Annotated in this window: 15 protein-coding genes and 1 pseudogene; 12 read left to right on the top strand and 4 right to left on the bottom strand. The window is 61.5% G+C overall.

The genetic code is table 11. The annotated features are described in order from the left end of the window. The first annotated feature begins 66 nt into the window (after nt 1-66). Nucleotides 67-1,278, top strand: coding sequence for an O-succinylhomoserine sulfhydrylase (locus AAEQ75_RS17530; protein WP_343349917.1), 1,212 nt, complete (start codon nt 67-69; stop codon nt 1,276-1,278). Nucleotides 1,279-1,280: 2 nt separating this feature from the next. Continuing rightward, nucleotides 1,281-2,057, top strand: coding sequence for an SDR family oxidoreductase (locus AAEQ75_RS17535; protein WP_343349918.1), 777 nt, complete (start codon nt 1,281-1,283; stop codon nt 2,055-2,057). Nucleotides 2,058-2,182: 125 nt separating this feature from the next. On the opposite strand, the gene AAEQ75_RS17540 is transcribed toward AAEQ75_RS17535, so the two are convergent. Beyond that, on the bottom strand, nt 2,183-3,847 hold the full coding sequence (locus tag AAEQ75_RS17540) for an electron transfer flavoprotein-ubiquinone oxidoreductase (RefSeq protein WP_343349919.1): 1,665 nt from the start codon (nt 3,845-3,847) through the stop codon (nt 2,183-2,185). Between the two features lie 467 nt (nt 3,848-4,314). Between AAEQ75_RS17540 and AAEQ75_RS17545 the strand changes: the two genes are divergently transcribed. Both AAEQ75_RS17545 and AAEQ75_RS17550 read left to right on the top strand, forming a co-directional pair. After that, nucleotides 4,315-5,064 carry an electron transfer flavoprotein subunit beta/FixA family protein gene (locus AAEQ75_RS17545; protein ID WP_012018936.1) on the top strand — a complete coding sequence of 250 codons (750 nt, stop codon included), beginning with the start codon at nt 4,315-4,317 and terminating at the stop codon, nt 5,062-5,064. Continuing rightward, the gene (locus AAEQ75_RS17550; protein ID WP_343349920.1) at nt 5,065-5,994 is read left to right on the top strand and encodes an electron transfer flavoprotein subunit alpha/FixB family protein; all 930 of its coding nucleotides are present in this window, start codon (nt 5,065-5,067) and stop codon (nt 5,992-5,994) included. Nucleotides 5,995-6,078: 84 nt separating this feature from the next. Here the strand turns inward: AAEQ75_RS17550 and AAEQ75_RS17555 are convergent, their stop codons facing one another. Beyond that, on the bottom strand, nt 6,079-7,005 hold the full coding sequence (locus AAEQ75_RS17555; protein ID WP_343349922.1) for an alpha/beta fold hydrolase: 927 nt from the start codon (nt 7,003-7,005) through the stop codon (nt 6,079-6,081). Nucleotides 7,006-7,118: 113 nt separating this feature from the next. Here AAEQ75_RS17555 and AAEQ75_RS17560 point away from each other — a divergent pair, with 113 nt between their 5' ends. From AAEQ75_RS17560 to AAEQ75_RS17595, 8 genes are all read left to right on the top strand, one after another. Continuing rightward, on the top strand, nt 7,119-7,952 hold the full coding sequence (locus AAEQ75_RS17560; RefSeq protein ID WP_116618872.1) for a substrate-binding periplasmic protein: 834 nt from the start codon (nt 7,119-7,121) through the stop codon (nt 7,950-7,952). A gap of 9 nt (nt 7,953-7,961) precedes the next feature. Continuing rightward, nucleotides 7,962-8,312: a DUF4398 domain-containing protein gene (locus AAEQ75_RS17565; RefSeq protein WP_343349924.1), complete on the top strand. Its 351-nt coding sequence runs from the start codon at nt 7,962-7,964 to the stop codon at nt 8,310-8,312. Further along, nucleotides 8,312-9,124, top strand: a complete 813-nt coding sequence (locus AAEQ75_RS17570; RefSeq protein WP_179545092.1) for an OmpA family protein — start codon at nt 8,312-8,314, stop codon at nt 9,122-9,124. Before AAEQ75_RS17565 ends, AAEQ75_RS17570 begins: the two co-directional genes overlap by 1 nt. Before the next feature lie 186 nt (nt 9,125-9,310). Next, nucleotides 9,311-10,756, top strand: coding sequence for a PLP-dependent aminotransferase family protein (locus tag AAEQ75_RS17575; RefSeq protein ID WP_143506285.1), 1,446 nt, complete (start codon nt 9,311-9,313; stop codon nt 10,754-10,756). 85 nt (nt 10,757-10,841) lie between these two features. Continuing rightward, nucleotides 10,842-12,542, top strand: coding sequence for a vWA domain-containing protein (locus tag AAEQ75_RS17580; RefSeq protein WP_343349925.1), 1,701 nt, complete (start codon nt 10,842-10,844; stop codon nt 12,540-12,542). Then, the gene (locus AAEQ75_RS17585) at nt 12,539-13,111 is read left to right on the top strand and encodes an RNA polymerase sigma factor (protein ID WP_343349926.1); all 573 of its coding nucleotides are present in this window, start codon (nt 12,539-12,541) and stop codon (nt 13,109-13,111) included. The genes AAEQ75_RS17580 and AAEQ75_RS17585 overlap by 4 nt, the downstream gene beginning before the upstream one ends. Next, nucleotides 13,108-13,785, top strand: a complete 678-nt coding sequence (locus tag AAEQ75_RS17590) for a hypothetical protein (protein ID WP_343349927.1) — start codon at nt 13,108-13,110, stop codon at nt 13,783-13,785. Before AAEQ75_RS17585 ends, AAEQ75_RS17590 begins: the two co-directional genes overlap by 4 nt. A gap of 78 nt (nt 13,786-13,863) precedes the next feature. Next, complete coding sequence (locus AAEQ75_RS17595; RefSeq protein ID WP_343349928.1) at nt 13,864-14,364, top strand: hypothetical protein; 501 nt, start codon at nt 13,864-13,866, stop codon at nt 14,362-14,364. A 12-nt stretch (nt 14,365-14,376) separates the two neighbouring features. On the opposite strand, the pseudogene AAEQ75_RS17600 reads toward AAEQ75_RS17595, so the two are convergent. Further along, nucleotides 14,377-14,578, bottom strand: a pseudogene (locus tag AAEQ75_RS17600) (AMP-binding protein); the annotation flags it as partial. Between the two features lie 27 nt (nt 14,579-14,605). Next, nucleotides 14,606-15,946: an NCS2 family permease gene (locus AAEQ75_RS17605; RefSeq protein WP_343349929.1), complete on the bottom strand. Its 1,341-nt coding sequence runs from the start codon at nt 15,944-15,946 to the stop codon at nt 14,606-14,608. Nucleotides 15,947-16,372 lie beyond the last annotated feature (426 nt).

The raw sequence follows: 16,372 nt of genomic DNA on the forward strand, positions 1-16,372 counted from the left end.
AGGGCAGCGGTCCTGCCCGGTCCGTAGCCCGGATTGCATCCGGGCTACTTTTTGTGAGGTAGCGATATGACTCTGGAATGGGAAGCCGGCAGGCTGGACAGTGACCTGGATGGCGTAGGCTTCGACACCCTGGCCGTGCGTGCGGGTCAGCACCGCTCGCCTGAGGGTGAGCATGGCGAAGCGTTGTATCTGACCTCCAGTTACGTGTTTCGTACCGCTGCCGATGCTGCCGCGCGTTTTGCTGGCGAAGTGCCGGGCAACGTCTATTCGCGCTATACCAACCCTACCGTGCGCACCTTCGAGGAGCGCATTGCCGCACTGGAAGGCGCCGAGCAGGCGGTGGCCACTGCCTCCGGCATGTCTGCGATCCTCGCCATCGTCATGAGCCTGTGCAGTGGCGGTGACCATGTGTTGGTGTCACGCAGCGTATTCGGTTCGACCATCAGCCTGTTCGAGAAGTACCTCAAGCGCTTTGGCATCGAGGTGGATTACGTTCCGCTGGCGGATCTGGATGCCTGGCAGGGCGCGTTCAAGCCCAATACCAAGCTGTTGTTCGTCGAGTCGCCTTCCAACCCGCTGGCCGAACTGGTGGATATCGCCGCACTGGCCGAGATCGCCCATGCTCGCGGCGCGCTGCTGGCAGTGGACAACTGTTTCTGCACGCCGGCCCTGCAGCAGCCGCTGAAACTTGGCGCCGACATCGTCATGCATTCGGCGACCAAGTACATCGACGGCCAGGGGCGCGGTCTGGGTGGTGTGGTTGCCGGTCGCAGTGAGCAGATGAAGGAAGTGGTGGGTTTCCTGCGTACCGCCGGGCCGACCCTTAGCCCGTTCAACGCCTGGATGTTCGTCAAGGGCCTGGAGACGCTGCGTATCCGTATGCGCGCGCAGAGCGAGAGTGCCCTGCAGTTGGCGCTTTGGCTGGAACAGCAGCCGCAGGTCGAGCGTGTGTACTACGCTGGCCTGCCCAGCCATCCGCAGCACGAGCTGGCGAAGAAGCAGCAGAGCGCCTTTGGCGCGGTGGTCAGTTTCGAGGTCAAGGGCGGCCGTGATGCCGCATGGAAAGTGATCGATGGCACTCGCGTCATTTCGATCACCACCAACCTTGGCGACACCAAGACCACCATCGCCCACCCGGCAACCACTTCGCACGGTCGGCTGACGCCACAGGAGCGCGCCAATGCTGGCATCCGCGACAGCCTGATTCGCGTTGCAGTGGGCCTGGAAGAGCTGGAAGACCTCAAGGCAGACCTGGCGCGCGGCCTGGCCGCACTCTGAGCATGTTGGAGTGGGGCACGAATGACACGCCCAACAATGGGCGTGTCGCGTTGGTCACCGGAGCCGCGCGCGGTATTGGCTTAGGCATCAGCGCCTGGCTGATCACCGAGGGCTGGCAGGTGGTGCTGGCCGACGTAGACCGTGAGCGGGGCTCCAAGGTAGCGCGTGTGCTGGGTAACAATGCCTGGTTCGTCGCCATGGACGTAGCCAAGGAAGATCAGGTCAGTGTCGGCGTTGCCGAGATACTCGGCCAGTTCGGCCGCCTCGATGCACTGGTGTGCAATGCAGCTGTCTCCGATCCGCACACCCCGCCGCTGGAGTCGCTCGATCTCAAGCGCTGGAATCGTACGCTGGCGGTCAACCTGACCGGTGCCATGCTGCTGGCCAAGCACTGCGCGCCTTATCTGCGTGGGCATCGCGGCGCCATCGTCAATATCGCCTCGACCCGTGCCAGCCAGTCCGAAGCCGATTGCGAAGCCTACGCTGCTAGCAAGGGCGGCCTCGTTGCGCTCACGCATGCGCTGTCGATCAGCCTGGGACCAGAGGTGAGAGTCAACTGCGTCAGCCCTGGCTGGATCGACGCTCGTGACCCGTCGCAGCAACGCCTGGAACCACTATCGGTGTTCGATCATGCGCAGCATCCGGTCGGCCGTGTCGGCACGGTAGAGGATGTCGCGGCGCAGGTCGCCTGGCTGCTCTCCGATGCGGCCAGTTTCGTCACCGGGCAGGAATTCGTCATCGATGGCGGGATGAGCCGCAAGATGATCTACCAAGACTGATTGGTAGGAGCGAGTTCTGCTCGCGAAATGCAGTGTTGCAGGCGCTTCGCGAGCTGCGCTAGTCCCTACGGACTCGATAGAAATGCAAAAGGCTCCCGAAGGAGCCTTTTGCATGTGTGGCCGAATTACATGTTGGGGTAATTCGGGCCACCAGTACCTTCCGGTGCAACCCAGGTGATGTTCTGGGCCGGGTCCTTGATGTCGCAGGTCTTGCAGTGCACGCAGTTCTGCGCGTTGATCTGGAACTTCTTCTCGCCGTCTTCCTGCGTCACCACTTCGTACACGCCGGCCGGGCAGTAACGCTGCGCCGGTTCGTCGTACAGCGGCAGGTTCTTCGCCAGCGGAATGCTCGGGTCAGTGAGCTTCAGGTGGCAGGGCTGCTCTTCTTCGTGGTTGGTGTTGGAGAGGAACACCGAGCTAAGTTTGTCGAAGCTGAGTTTGCCGTCCGGTTTCGGGTAGGCGATCTTCTTGCTCTCTGCGGCCGGCTTCAGGCAGGCGTAATCCGGCTTGTTGTCGTGCAGTGTGAAGGGGATCTTGCCGCCGAAGATGTTCTGATCCAGCCAGTTGATGCCGCCGCCAACGATGGCGCCGTACTTGTGGATGGCTGCGCCGAAGTTACGGCTGCGGAACAGCTCGTCGTACAGCCAGCTGGCTTTGAAACCATCGACGTAGTTGTTCAGCTCGTCACCGCCCTCACGGCCTGCGGCCAGAGCTTCGGTGATGGCGTCGGCGGCGAGCATGCCGGATTTCATCGCGGTGTGACTGCCCTTGATCTTGGCGAAGTTCAGCGTGCCGAGGTCGCAGCCGATCAGGGCGCCACCCGGGAAGACCATCTTCGGCAGCGAGTTCAGGCCGCCCTTGGCGATGGCGCGTGCGCCATAGGCGACACGTTTGCCGCCTTCCAGGTACTGGGCAATCACCGGGTGGTGCTTGTAGCGCTGGAATTCGTCGAACGGCGACAGGTGCGGGTTGGCGTAGGACAGGTCGATGATCAGGCCCACTACGACCTGGTTGTTCTCCAGGTGATAGAGGAAGGAGCCGCCGGTGTTCTCGGTGCCCATGATGTCCATCGGCCAACCAGCAGTGTGTACCACCAGGCCCTGGTCATGCTTGGCCGGGTCGATATCCCAGATTTCCTTGATGCCGATGCCGTAATGCTGAGCATCGGCTTCGCTGTCGAGGTTGTACTTCTTGATCAACTGCTTGCCGATGTGGCCACGGCAGCCTTCGGCGAACAGGGTGTACTTGGCACGCAGTTCCATGCCAGGGGTGTAATAGCCTTCCTTCGGATTGCCTTCGCGATCGACGCCCAGATCACCGGTGACGATGCCGCGTACCACGCCGTTTTCGTCGATCAGCGCTTCCTGAGCGGCGAAGCCCGGGTAAATCTCCACACCCAGGTTCTCGGCCTGCTGAGCCAGCCAGCGGCACAGGTTGCCTAGGGAAATAATGTAATTGCCTTCGTTGTGCATGGTTTTCGGCACAAAGAAGTCTGGAATTCGGGTAGCCTTGTCGGCGTCGCGCAGCAGATAGATGTCATCGCGCTTGACCGGGGTGTTCAGCGGGGCGCCGAGCTCTTTCCAGTCGGGGAAGAGTTCATTGAGGGCGCGCGGTTCGAACACTGCACCGGAGAGGATATGAGCGCCAACTTCGGAGCCTTTCTCGACCACGCAGACGCTGATCTCTTGACCCGCTTCAGCGGCTTTCTGCTTCAGTCGGCAGGCGGCGGACAGTCCGGACGGGCCGGCGCCGACGATGACGACGTCGAACTCCATAAATTCGCGTTCCACAGGCTATCTCCTACTCAAGGCTCTTCGATGTTTTATATTGGAGGGCACGGCTCACCCCCTAACCGCGGCGTGGGCATTATATCTACACCCTCTCTGCGGGCCAATACAAACGTTTGTTTGAATTTTCTGTAGGCCTGTTAGAATCGTACTACATCGCGGATGACCGGCCAGTTCGCTGTATTGACCAGGCCAGGCCGTGGGGTCAAGATACGGGCGGTTTTGCGCTCGCCGTCTGGGCTAACAGGCCGTTGAAAAACTACCTGCGTTGCCATTGCTGCGTTAAAAACAGCCTTAAAATGCTCATTTACAAGACGTAAACTGCGCTTTTTCTGCTGTTTTTGCCTTGCACTGGCTGCCTCGCCTACGTTTTTCAACGGCCTGCTAAAAGGTTGGCTCCTGCCAATTTATATCGCTGACCAGGCTCGCCTTGGCGAGATTCTTATTCACCGGAGAGTAACGAGGAATCCATGAAGGTTCTTGTAGCTGTCAAACGAGTGGTTGACTACAACGTCAAGGTTCGCGTCAAGGCGGACAACAGCGGCGTCGACCTCGCCAACGTCAAGATGTCCATGAACCCCTTCTGCGAAATCGCCGTGGAAGAAGCCGTACGTCTGAAGGAGAAAGGCGTGGCGAGCGAAATCGTCGTCGTCTCCATCGGCCCGGCTACCGCTCAGGAACAGCTGCGCACCGCGCTGGCTCTAGGTGCCGACCGCGCTATTCTGGTCGAATCCAATGACGAGCTGAACTCCCTGGCCGTGGCCAAGCTGCTCAAGGCAGTGGTCGACAAGGAGCAGCCGCAACTGGTGATCATGGGCAAGCAGGCCATCGACAGCGACAACAACCAGACCGGCCAGATGCTGGGCGCCCTGACTGGCTTCGGCCAAGGCACCTTCGCCTCCAAGGTCGAAGTGGCTGGCGACAAGGTCAACGTCACCCGTGAGATCGATGGCGGTCTGCAGACCGTTGCTCTGAACCTGCCGGCGATCGTCACCACCGACCTGCGTCTGAACGAGCCGCGCTACGCGTCGCTGCCGAACATCATGAAGGCCAAGAAGAAGCCGCTGGAAACCGTTACCCCGGACGCTCTGGGCGTTTCCACCGCCTCCACCGTCAAGACCCTGAAAGTCGAAGCGCCGGCTGCTCGCAGCGCTGGCATCAAGGTCAAGTCCGTGGCTGAACTGGTCGAGAAACTTAAGAACGAGGCGAAGGTAATCTAAATGACTATCCTGGTTATCGCTGAACACACCAATGCCGCTCTGGCTGCCGCTACCCTGAACACCGTTGCCGCTGCGCAGAAGATCGGTGGCGACATCCATGTGCTGGTAGCCGGCGCCAACGCTGGCGCTGCTGCCGAAGCCGCTGCCAAGATCGCTGGCGTGGCCAAGGTCCTGGTTGCCGACAACGCTGCTTATGCCAACCAGCTGCCGGAGAACGTTGCTCCGCTGGTAGCCGAGCTGGGCAAGGGCTACAGCCACATCCTGGCTGCCGCCACCAGCAACGGCAAGAACATCCTGCCGCGCGTCGCTGCTGCACTGGACGTCGATCAGATCTCCGAGATCATCGCCGTTGAAAGCGCAGACACCTTCAAGCGCCCGATCTATGCCGGTAACGCCATCGCGACCGTGCAGTCCTCGGCTGCCATCAAGGTGATCACCGTACGTAGCACCGGTTTCGATGCCGCTGCTGCCGAAGGTGGCTCCGCTGCTGTTGAAGCCGTTTCCGGTCCGACCGATGCCGGCAAGTCTGCCTTCGTTGGCGAAGAGCTGGCCAAGTCCGACCGTCCGGAACTGACCGCTGCCAAGATCGTCGTATCCGGCGGCCGTGGTATGGGCAATGGCGACAACTTCAAGCACCTGTACTCCCTGGCTGACAAGCTGGGTGCTGCAGTCGGCGCTTCCCGCGCTGCGGTCGATGCCGGTTTCGTCCCGAACGACATGCAGGTTGGTCAGACCGGTAAGATCGTTGCGCCGCAGCTGTACATCGCCGTCGGCATCTCCGGCGCGATCCAGCACCTGGCCGGTATGAAGGACTCCAAGGTGATCGTCGCGATCAACAAGGACGAAGAGGCGCCGATCTTCCAGGTCGCCGACTACGGTCTGGTTGCCGACCTGTTCGAAGCCGTACCGGAGCTGGAGAAGTCGGTCTAAACCGCTTTTCCCGCAACGAAAAAACCCGCTCTGCTGAGCGGGTTTTTTATTGCCTGCGCGTTGCTCGCGATCAGCGCCTGACCATCATTTCAGGCCTTCGAGAAAGCCTCGGTAGAGAAGGGCGCTTTCTTCAGGGCGTTCAAGCATGGGCGCGTGGCCGACGTTATCCATGATCACCACACTGGGTTTGTTCAGCAGGGGTTGCATGACCTCGATGCTGGAGACATCCAGCACGCGGTCCTGTCTGCCCCAGAGCAGCAGGGTCGGCGCCTGAATCTTGGACAGCTCGGGTGCCAGCGGCACTGGGCGCTCCACGAGTTGCTTGAATACCTGGTCGTAATGCGTGGCCTTGGCCATGGCGCGTTCGCCCAGATAGCGTTTGAGCGATTCCGGCAGGTAGGGCGGTTCGACGAAGACGAAATGCAGCAGCTTGTCGAAATCCTGCGGCTGTTTGACCACCAGCGGGTTGGGCGAGCCACTGGTCAGCAACTGATACAGTTCGCTCTTGTGGGGGCTGTCGATTCCGGCATTGGCGAGCAGTGCCAGCGAGCGGACGCGTTCCGGGTAGCGCGCGGCGAAGAGGGCGGCAATCTGTCCGCCCATCGAGTTGCCCAGCACGTGCGCCTGCTGGACGCCCAGCTCATCGAGGATATCCGCCAGGCGCTCGGCCTGAGTGCCGACGTCGTAGCTGCCTGGCGGCAGATCGCTGTCGCCGAAGCCGGGCAGGTCCAGTGCGATGACGCGATAGTCCTGAGTCAGGTGGCGGGAAAAACGCAGCCAGTTATCCTTGTCTGCAGCGAACCCGTGGAGCAGTACCAGGGTTTCGCCGTTTGCCGGTCCTCCCCGGTAATAATGGATGTTAAGATTGTGGACAGATAGTTGCTCGTGACTGAGCCCGGCACGGTACTGTTCTATCAGGCGCAGGCTGGCCAGTTGAGTCGCTGGAACGAAATACAGCGTGGCGGCGCTGCCTGATAGCAGAAGCAGCAGTGCGAACAGCAGTTTTTTCATGGCGCGTCCTTATCGCGAATTATTATGGCGGCGCCATTAAGCTAGCATGAACACCGAGGATGCCGGGGTGCCAAGACCATCCCACCGATCAACGCATAAACCGAGAGTAGCCAATGCCAGAGCGTTGTCTGTTTAAGTCGCTGTTGCTGTGGTGCGCCCTGGCTCTGATGCCAGCCTCTGCTCTGGCTGCCGGTAAGTGCGAGCGCCTGGTGGCGACCGGCAACCCGGAGTATCCCCCTTATCTCTGGCGTGACCCGCAGAATCCGCAGCAGCTGATCGGCGCCAATGCCGACCTGCTCAAGCATCTGGCCAAGGAACTGGGCGTGGTGGTCGATGTGATCTACACCGGGCCTTGGTCGCGCGCGCAGGACGAAGTGCGTACCGGCCGTGTCGACCTGCTGGCAGGGGCGTTTCTGACGCTACCGCGTCTGGAGAACATGGATTACGTGCACCCGGCATTCTTCTTCACGCCGAGTGTGGTCTGGGTGCGCAAGGGAGAGGCCTTTCCCTACGGCAGCTGGATCGACCTGCAAGGGCATACCGGCGACACCTTGGTGGGCAATAGCTTCGGCCAGCAGTTCGACGCCTTCGCCAAGCAAAACCTGAAGCTGGAGGGTGTCTCCAGCCTGACGCAGGCTTTCCAGAAACTGCTGCTCGGCCGCACCGACTACGTGCTCTACGAGCGCTACCCCGGCCTCGCGCTCGCCGAGACGCTGGGTATGGACGATGACCTGGAGGTACTGGATCCGCCGATTTCCAGCGAAGGCCTCTACCTTACCTTGTCGCACAATTCGGCGTGCAACGAGCCCTGGCTGCGTGGCCAGCTGGCGCGGAAAATGACAGAAATGGTCGCCGCCGGCCTGCCTGAGCAGTTCCTGCAAAGCAATCTAGAGCTTTGGAAGGCGCAGCAGATGCAGCCCGACCCGGTTGGCGACGTCACTCAGTAGGAAAATCTCGTGATCAATCGAACCCTTCCCTTGCTGCTGGCGCTGGGCCTGACGGCCTGCGCGAGCGATCCTGCGCCCGTCGAACAACTGCGTCTGACCGAACAGGCGTTGGCGCAGATCAAGTCCCTAGGTGTGGTCAGCGAGCAATCGGAGTCGCTGCGCCAGGCTGAGGACAAGTTCGCGCAGGCCCAGGCCGCCATGCAGGACGATGAGAACAAGCAGGCGCGCCAGCTCGCCGAACAGGCCGAGCTTGATGCGCGCCTGGCCGAGGCTGAGCACCTCAACGGTAAAGGACGGGAACAGCTGAATGAACTCAATCAGCGCATCGGCCGTCTGCGTCAGCAACTGGGAGCCATGTGATGAGGGCGTATGGTTATCTGGGCAGTCTGGCGCTGGTCGTTACTTTGCTCGGTGGTTGCGCGACCAACCAGATGGCGAGTGAGCAAGCGCTGGAAGAGGCGCGTCTGAGCTTCCAGGCAGTGAAGGAAGATCCCAGCGTGCTGCGTGCTGCACCTAAAGACGTGATTCGCGCCGGCGAATCACTGGGCCGTGCCGAGCGCCTGTCCAGCTACTGGGGCAGTGGTGACGATGTTCGTCATTACGCTTACCTCAGTCAGCGTTATGCCGCGATCGCCCGCCAGCACAGCGATATCAGCCTCAATCAGGAGCGGGCGGCCAAGCTCGAGCTGGAGCGCCAGCGCCTGCAACTGACGTTGCGCGAGGCCAAGCTGATGAGCGTGCAGCAGCACAACGGTTGGTTGGAAGAGCAGATGGTCAGCCTTGCCACCAGCGAGACCGAGCGAGGCCTGGTGATGACCCTCGGTGACATGCTGTTCGACGCTGGCCGCGCTGATCTGCAGCCGGCGGCCAACCGCACGGTGCTCAAGCTCGTGCAATTCCTGCAGATCAACCCGCAGCGCCGCGTGCGTATAGAGGGCTATACCGACAACACCGGCGACGCTGCCGAGAATCTCGAGCTGTCCCGCGCGCGGGCGCAGGCCGTGGCCGACCTGCTGGTCGACCTGGGCGTGGATGCCAAGCGGATTCAGGTCGCTGGTTACGGGGTCGACTTCCCCGTTGCGGAAAATGCCTCTGCCCGTGGTCGGGCACAGAATCGGCGAGTGGAGATTGTCTTCTCCGACGAGCGAGGTCAGCTCGGCGCCGAGCGCTGAAGGTCAGCAGTCAAAAAGCCCCGGCATCGTCCGGGGTTTTTTATGCCTTGAATCGGGTAGAGATACGGTTTTTACGCATACAGACAGTTGGCACAGAGCTGCTTGTGGAAAGTGTTTTCATCTGTGCCGGTACAATTGTGTAGCAATAGGTTACTGTTATGCTCCAGTGATATGAAGGATATTGCCATGAGCAATCTGTTGCTCTACCAACGCATCGCTCAGCAGTTGGCCGAGGATATTCGTCGTGGCGTCTACCAGCCGGGGGAGCGCGTGCCCTCGGTGCGCAAGATGAGCGCCCAGCTCAATGTCAGCCACGCCACGGTGTTGCAGGCGTACGCCAATCTCGAGGATCAGGGCCTGATCCGCGCACGGCCACAGTCCGGTTTCTACGTGCACCAGACGCCCGCACTGACTGCGCCGACGCCGGATATCGCCAAGGTCGAGCGGCCAGGCCTGGTCACCCGTGCCAGCATCATCAATCAGGTGCTTACCGAGTCGCGTCGCGAGGGCGTATTCCCGCTGGGCGCCGCGGTGCCGCATGTCGACTACTTGCCGGTGCGTGCGCTGCACCAGCAACTGGCGAAGGTCACGCGCTTTCACAGTCCGCGTGCCTTCAGCTACATGTTCAGCCCCGGCTTCGAACCGCTACGCCGCCAGGTGGCGATCCGCATGCGCGATGCCGGCGTGGTGGTCGACCCGTCCGAGGTGGTGATTACCCATGGCTGCGTCGATGCGCTGCAGATGAGCCTGCGCGTGCTGACCAAGCCGGGCGATCTGATCGCGGTGGAGTCGCCGACCTACTACGGCTTGCTGCAACTGGCAGATCTGCTGGGGCTCAAGGTCATCGAGATCCCGTGCGACCCCACCACCGGCATCAGCCTCGAAGCGCTGCAGCTGGCGGCCAACCAGTGGCCGATCAAGGCGCTGGTGCTGACTGCACGGCTGTCCAACCCGCTCGGCGGTACCATTCCTGAGGAGCGTCAGCGTCAGTTGTTGCGCCTGGCTGGCGATTACGATTTCCAGATCGTCGAGGACGATATTTACGGCGAGCTGATGTTCGAACAGGGCCCGACCAAGGCGCTCAAGTCCCATGATCGCGACAGCCGGGTGATTTATTGCTCGAGCTTCTCCAAGACGCTGTCGCCCGGTGTGCGCATCGGCTGGATAGTCGCTGGCAAGTATCAGGACGAGATCCAGCGGCTGCAGACCTTCTCCACCCATTCGGCGTGCAGCGTCACCCAGATGGCTGTAGCGGCCTACCTGGAGAATGGCGGGTACGACCGTCACCTGCGGCATATCCGTCAGGAGTACCGCAAGAACCTCAGCGCCTTCCAACTGGCGGTGCAGCAGTATTTCCCGGTCGGTACGCAGATGACCCGGCCCAAGGGCGGCTTCATTCTCTGGGTCAGCCTGCCGGCGCGGGTCAACACCAAGGATCTGCACGTGCGCGCGCTGCAGCAGGGCATTTCCATCGCACCGGGACTGATCTTCAGCAACACCGAGCAGTTCAACCATTGCGTACGCCTTAACTGCGGCATCCCGTGGAATCGCGAGGCGGAGAGGGCGTTGATGACCCTGGGCATGCTGGCCACGCAGCTGTGCCAGGAAGCGGGCGGTTCCTGGGAGGATTAAAAAGTCCGTCTCGTTTTAACCCGATTCATCGAAGGGCTGCGTCTACCTGAGCGAAGGTCTCGTGCCATTGCTCAGGAGGTGCACCATGTCCGTTTATTCCTCGTTGCTCGTTCGTCCATTCGCCGTCGGTTTTTCCGCGGGAACTTTGCTACTGCTTGCCGCCTGCAGCGCCTCTGGCCCGGAGCCGGAAGCTCAGGCCAACTCGGAACCGGCGGCGACACTCGTCCGTGAACGTCTGGCTGCGCCCGTAGCAGCCGAGATGCCTGCCGCAGCCAGCCAGAAACGCATGTCGACCCCGGCTTACGCGCCGTCGCCCATCGCCGATGTCCTGCCACCGGGCTACCGCGATGAGTCACGCGAGCAATACCAGGCCTATGCCGATAATCCGGTGTTCGCGGTTGCCGAGACCCCGGTATCCACCTTCAGCATCGACGTCGATACCGGTAGCTACGCCAACGTGCGGCGCTTCCTCAACGGCGGGCAACTGCCGCCGAAGGACGCTGTGCGCCTGGAGGAGCTGGTCAACTACTTCCCCTATGCCTATCCGTTGCCGCAGGGTGACGTACCTTTTGGCGTCAGCACCGAGCTGGCGGTGACGCCGTGGAACCCGCAGACGCGCCTGCTGCGTATCGCCATCAAGGCGTCGGATCGCAGTGTGGACGAACTACCACCAGCCAATCTGGTGTTCCTGGTCGACGTGTCAGGCTCGATGCATCGCCGCGAAGGGCTGCCGATGGTGCAGGGCACGCTGAAATTGCTGGTCGATCAGTTGCGCCCGCAGGATCGCGTCTCGCTGGTCACCTATGCCGGTGACAGCAAGGTGGTGTTGGACTCCGCGCCCGGCAGCGACAAGGCGAAGATTCGGGCGGCGATCGATCAACTCAACGCTGGCGGTTCGACGGCAGGCGAGTCAGGCATTCAGTTGGCTTACCAGCAGGCGAGCAAACATATGATTGATGGCGGCATCAATCGCATCCTGCTGGCCACCGATGGTGACTTCAACGTCGGTATCAGCGATTTCGACAGCCTCAAGCGCCTGGCTGCCGACAAGCGCAAGAGCGGCGTCTCGTTGACCACCCTGGGTTTTGGCGTGGACAACTACAACGAGCGTCTGATGGAGCAGCTGGCCGATGCTGGCAACGGTAATTACGCCTACATCGATAATTTGCGCGAGGCGCGCAAGGTACTGGTGGATCAGCTGGCGTCGACCCTCGCCACGGTGGCCAGCGACGTGAAGTTGCAACTGGAATTCAACCCGAGCGAAGTCAGCGAGTACCGCCTGCTGGGCTACGAAAACCGTGCGCTCAAGCGCGAGGATTTCAGCAACGACAAGGTCGATGCCGGGGATATCGGCGCTGGGCATACCGTCACCGCGCTGTACGAGATCGTCCCGGCGGGCAGCAAAGGCTGGCTGGAGCCGCTACGTTATCAGGCCAGTGCCCAGCCCGCGAGCAAGAGCGGCGAACTGGCCTGGTTGCGGATTCGCTACAAGGCGCCGGGGGAAGCATCCAGCCGGCTGCTGGAGCGGCCTATCGCTCGCGGCGAGACCAAGCCGGTTGCGGCTGCCAGCGAGGACCTGCGCTTCGCCGCTGCGGTAGCCGCATTCGCCCAGCAGCTCAAGGACGGGCGCTACACGGGCGACTTCAATCTGGCGCAGAGCATCGCGCTGGCGCGCTCGGCCAAGGGTGAGGATCGCTTCGGCCTGCGTGGCGAGTTCATCCAACTGGCCGAAATTGCCCAGAGCCTGCACACTTCCAGCTCCACCCCAGCAAGAGTTCAGCAGTGAACGCACCCCTCATGGATGACGACGCCGCCTTGCTGCGGCGTTATCGCCGCGGCGATGCCGCGGCCTTCAACGAACTATACCAGCGCCATCGGCTGGGCCTGTTCCGCTTTCTGCTCGGTCTGTGTGGCGATCACGCACTGGCCGAGGAGGTTTTTCAGGAAACCTGGATGAGCCTGGTGCGTAGCCAGAGTGAGCAGCGCGAGTCGGTGCTGTTCAAGACCTGGCTGTACCAGATCGCCCGCAACCGCTTGATCGATCACTGGCGCAAGACGGGCCGTCATCAGGCTGGACATGACGAATACGATGAAGGCCAGCATGCCCAGGCCGATCCGCAGCCAAGCCCTGAGCAGCAGTGGAGCTTGAGCCGCGATAGCGAGCGACTGCAGGCGGCGTTGGCCGACCTGCCGGAAGACCAGCGCGAAGTGTTCCTGCTGCGCGCCCATGGCGATCTGGAACTGAACGAAATTGCCGAGTTGACCGGCACGCCGGCCGAGACGGTCAAGAGCCGTCTGCGCTATGCCTTGCAGAAACTGCGCCGGCTGTTGGCCACCGAGGAGTTGTCCGTATGAACCATGAACGAGAACCTCTGGACCACGAACAGGCGTTGCTGGCGCATTTTCGTGCCCATGGCAGCGGCGAACCTTCGGCCGAGCTGGATGCGCGCATTCTGGCGGCGGCCAGTGCGGCTGCTCGAGAAGCGCGTCAGGCCGACAAGCCTGAATCTGGCTGGGTGCAGCGCCTGCATCAATGGTTGTTTGGCAGTGGCCGCCAGCGCTGGTCGGTGGCCCTGGCCGGGTTGGCCTGTGTCGGGATTGGCGTCAGCCTGACTTGGCGCACCCTGGAGCAGACGCCAGATGCCTTTGATGCCGTGCCGCCCAGCGTGGCCATGAGCCCCGCTGCACCAGCCCCGGCACCGATGGCGGCCAAGCGTGCTGCCGAGAACGAGTCGGTGGAGCGTATGGCCGTACCCCAGGAGCGGATGAGGACAGAGGCCATGGCACGCTCGGCGCCAGCCGCCGCGATGGCAGATGCGCCGATGGTCAGTTCAGCTGCGGCAATTGCTCCGATGGCAGAACTGGTGATCCAGAGCGAACCACGCGAGGCGTTGCTGCGTCTGCTGGAGCTGCACAAGGCCAATAAGCAGGAGGAGGCGCAGCGTCTGCTGGAGCAGCTCAAGGCCGATTATCCGCAACTGGATATCGAGGCCGAGCTCGCGCACCTGGCCGCTGAGCCCCCTAAGTAAAAGTCATGTAAGTCGGCTTGTCAGGCGCGCCCAGGCGGAGGAGCATGGGCGCGTTACTGATCGAGCTATCCTTGTCCCATGATGCGTAAGTCCATTCTTCTATTGCTGTGCCTGGGTTGGCTGAGCGCCTGTGAGCGTGAGCCTGAGCCTGTTGCGCAGCAGCCTGCACCTGAGCCCGCAGTGGTCGCCACGCCTGAACCTGCGCCCGTTGTCGAGGTTGCCAAGCCCGAGCCTGTCGAACCTGCGCCGCCTGCCAAGGTGGCCGAAAGCAAGCCCGTGCCTCCTGCCAAACCGCCTGTTGCCGCGAAGCCCAAGCCTGCTGCGGCACCACAACCCAAGCCTGCCGAGCCCGATTCGAAACTGGCGCTGGATCTGAGCGTGCCGCAGGAGCTGTTCGAGCAGGCACTGGAAAGCGAAACCCGCGAGGAGCTCTCGCCGGTGCTGCCGCCGCTGTTTGGCGAGAAACCCGAAGTCCAGAGCCCGTTCCAGATCAGCGGTCGGCTGATCAGCAACGAGCGAGTGGACGACTACTGGGATTCCATCGAAGGCGCCGAGCTGCAGTTCGAGTTCAAGCAGTAGCTCAAAAGGGATGTTGATTAGGGCGCTGATCACACCGAGCTTGCTCAGCGCAGCTAGGGGCGTCAGTAATTCCAGGCGGTTCTCCAGCATCACTGCGACCACGTCGTCATGGCCGACGCCGCGGCTTTGAACGTCCAGGCCAGGCGGTTGGCCCAGGCGTTGAAGGCGCGATAGCTGAGCTGGCGGTTTCATCCATCAGCGCCGGACGCCCGGGGTGGCGTTCAGCGCCTGGTGTTAGCCGTCAGAGGAAGGCGAACTTGGCGATGAAGATGATGCACAGGGCATACAGGCTCAGCGACACCTTGTTGGCCTGGCCGGTCAGCAGCTTCAGCGTGGCATAGGTCAGAAAGCCCAGGGCGATGCCGTTGGCGATGGAGAAGGTCAACGGCATCATCACCACGGTGACGATGGCCGGGATTGTGTCGGTATGGTCTTTCCAGTCGATGTGCGCCATGCCGCTCATCATCAGCATCGCCACGTAGATCAGTGCGCCGGCGGTGGCGTAGGCGGGGATCATGCCGGCCAGTGGGGCGAAGAACATCGCGGCGAGGAACAGGAAGCCGACGGTGATGGCGGTCAGGCCGGTGCGACCGCCAGCGGCGACGCCTGCGGCGCTCTCAACATAGCTGGTCACCGGCGGGCAACCAACCACGGCACCGACGACGCTGGAAGTGGAGTCGGCTTTCAGCGCCTTGGACAGGTTCTGGATCTTGCCGTCCTCGTCAACCAGGTTGGCGCGGTGTGCCACACCCATCAGGGTGCCGGCGGTGTCGAACATGTTCACGAACAGGAAGGCCAGGATCACACTGATCATCGCCACGTTGAACGCGCCGGCAATGTCCATGGCCAGGAAGGTCGGCGCCAGGCTCGGCGGCATCGACACCAGGCCGCCGTACTCCACCAGGCCCATGGTCCAGCCGATGGCGGTGACGCCGAGCATGCTGAAGAGAATGGCGCCGAACACGTTGCGGTGGCTGAGCACGGCGATCAGCAGGAAGCACACAGCGGCAAGCAGCGCCGATGGGTTGCCGAACGAGCCCATGGTCAGCAGGGTAGCTGGGCTGTCGACAACGATGCCGGCAGTCTTCAGACCGATCAGGCCGAGGAACAGGCCGACCCCGGCACCCATGGCGAAGCGCAGACTCATCGGAATGCTGTTGAGCAGCCACTCGCGGATCTTCGACAGGCTCATGATCATGAACAGCACGCCGGAGATGAATACGGCGCCCAGTGCGATCTCCCAGCTGTAACCCATCTCGCCGACGACGGTGTAGGTGAAGAAGGCATTCAGGCCCATACCCGGCGCCAGGCCGACCGGCCAGTTGGCGTACAGGCCCATGAGGAAGCAGCCCAGCGCCGCACCGATGCAGGTGGCGACGAAGGCCGCGCCATGATCGATGCCCGCGGTAGCCATGATGTTGGGGTTGACGAAGATGATGTAGGCCATGGTGACGAAGGTCGTCAGGCCGGCCAGCAGCTCAGTCTTGATGGTGGTGCGGTGCTCGGTCAGTTTGAAGAAACGGTCGAGCAGACCACTGCTTGCCAGTTGATTCGCGTGTTGTTCTTGTTTGACGCTTTCCACAGCGGGTACTCCTCATCTCTCTTGTTGTGTACCGCCCAGAGCGTTGCACATGAACAATGCTCTCTGAGGCAGGCGGTGTTTTCGACGGTGCTTCCTGGCTAAGTTGTTGACCTATCGGTCAAGAAGCTACTCAGGCGCGATTATGATGTTGTATACAAAAAATGCAATTAATGTTTTTAGTTTTTCATTAATCGCACCAGTCGATCGCGCGGATTGAGAAGCGAGCGGATTTGGCGAAAATCCTTTCGGGTATTTAAATAAAATTCATATAAAACAATAAGATATGTTTATTGCGTGATCGGTGGCAGTAACCGATCGAGCGTCGGTGTGGCGACCTGAGCGGGTCCTTAGCCACTAATGAACTGAGAGGGCGGCTGTATATAAGGAAAAAATTTGTTGTTCTGGGTTGAGCCATGGCTGAGGTTC

The organism is Pseudomonas sediminis, assembly GCF_039555755.1.
Classification (GTDB): Bacteria; Pseudomonadota; Gammaproteobacteria; order Pseudomonadales; family Pseudomonadaceae; genus Aquipseudomonas; species Aquipseudomonas mendocina_D.

Coding starts and splice junctions, on each gene's coding strand:
- AAEQ75_RS17530 (WP_343349917.1), top strand. CDS start 67: ATGACTCTGGAATGGGAAGCCGGCAGGCTGGACAGTGACCTGGATGGC.
- AAEQ75_RS17535 (WP_343349918.1), top strand. CDS start 1,281: ATGTTGGAGTGGGGCACGAATGACACGCCCAACAATGGGCGTGTCGCG.
- AAEQ75_RS17545 (WP_012018936.1), top strand. CDS start 4,315: ATGAAGGTTCTTGTAGCTGTCAAACGAGTGGTTGACTACAACGTCAAG.
- AAEQ75_RS17550 (WP_343349920.1), top strand. CDS start 5,065: ATGACTATCCTGGTTATCGCTGAACACACCAATGCCGCTCTGGCTGCC.
- AAEQ75_RS17555 (WP_343349922.1), bottom strand. CDS start 7,005: ATGAAAAAACTGCTGTTCGCACTGCTGCTTCTGCTATCAGGCAGCGCC.
- AAEQ75_RS17560 (WP_116618872.1), top strand. CDS start 7,119: ATGCCAGAGCGTTGTCTGTTTAAGTCGCTGTTGCTGTGGTGCGCCCTG.
- AAEQ75_RS17570 (WP_179545092.1), top strand. CDS start 8,312: ATGAGGGCGTATGGTTATCTGGGCAGTCTGGCGCTGGTCGTTACTTTG.
- AAEQ75_RS17575 (WP_143506285.1), top strand. CDS start 9,311: ATGAGCAATCTGTTGCTCTACCAACGCATCGCTCAGCAGTTGGCCGAG.
- AAEQ75_RS17580 (WP_343349925.1), top strand. CDS start 10,842: ATGTCCGTTTATTCCTCGTTGCTCGTTCGTCCATTCGCCGTCGGTTTT.
- AAEQ75_RS17590 (WP_343349927.1), top strand. CDS start 13,108: ATGAACCATGAACGAGAACCTCTGGACCACGAACAGGCGTTGCTGGCG.
- AAEQ75_RS17595 (WP_343349928.1), top strand. CDS start 13,864: ATGATGCGTAAGTCCATTCTTCTATTGCTGTGCCTGGGTTGGCTGAGC.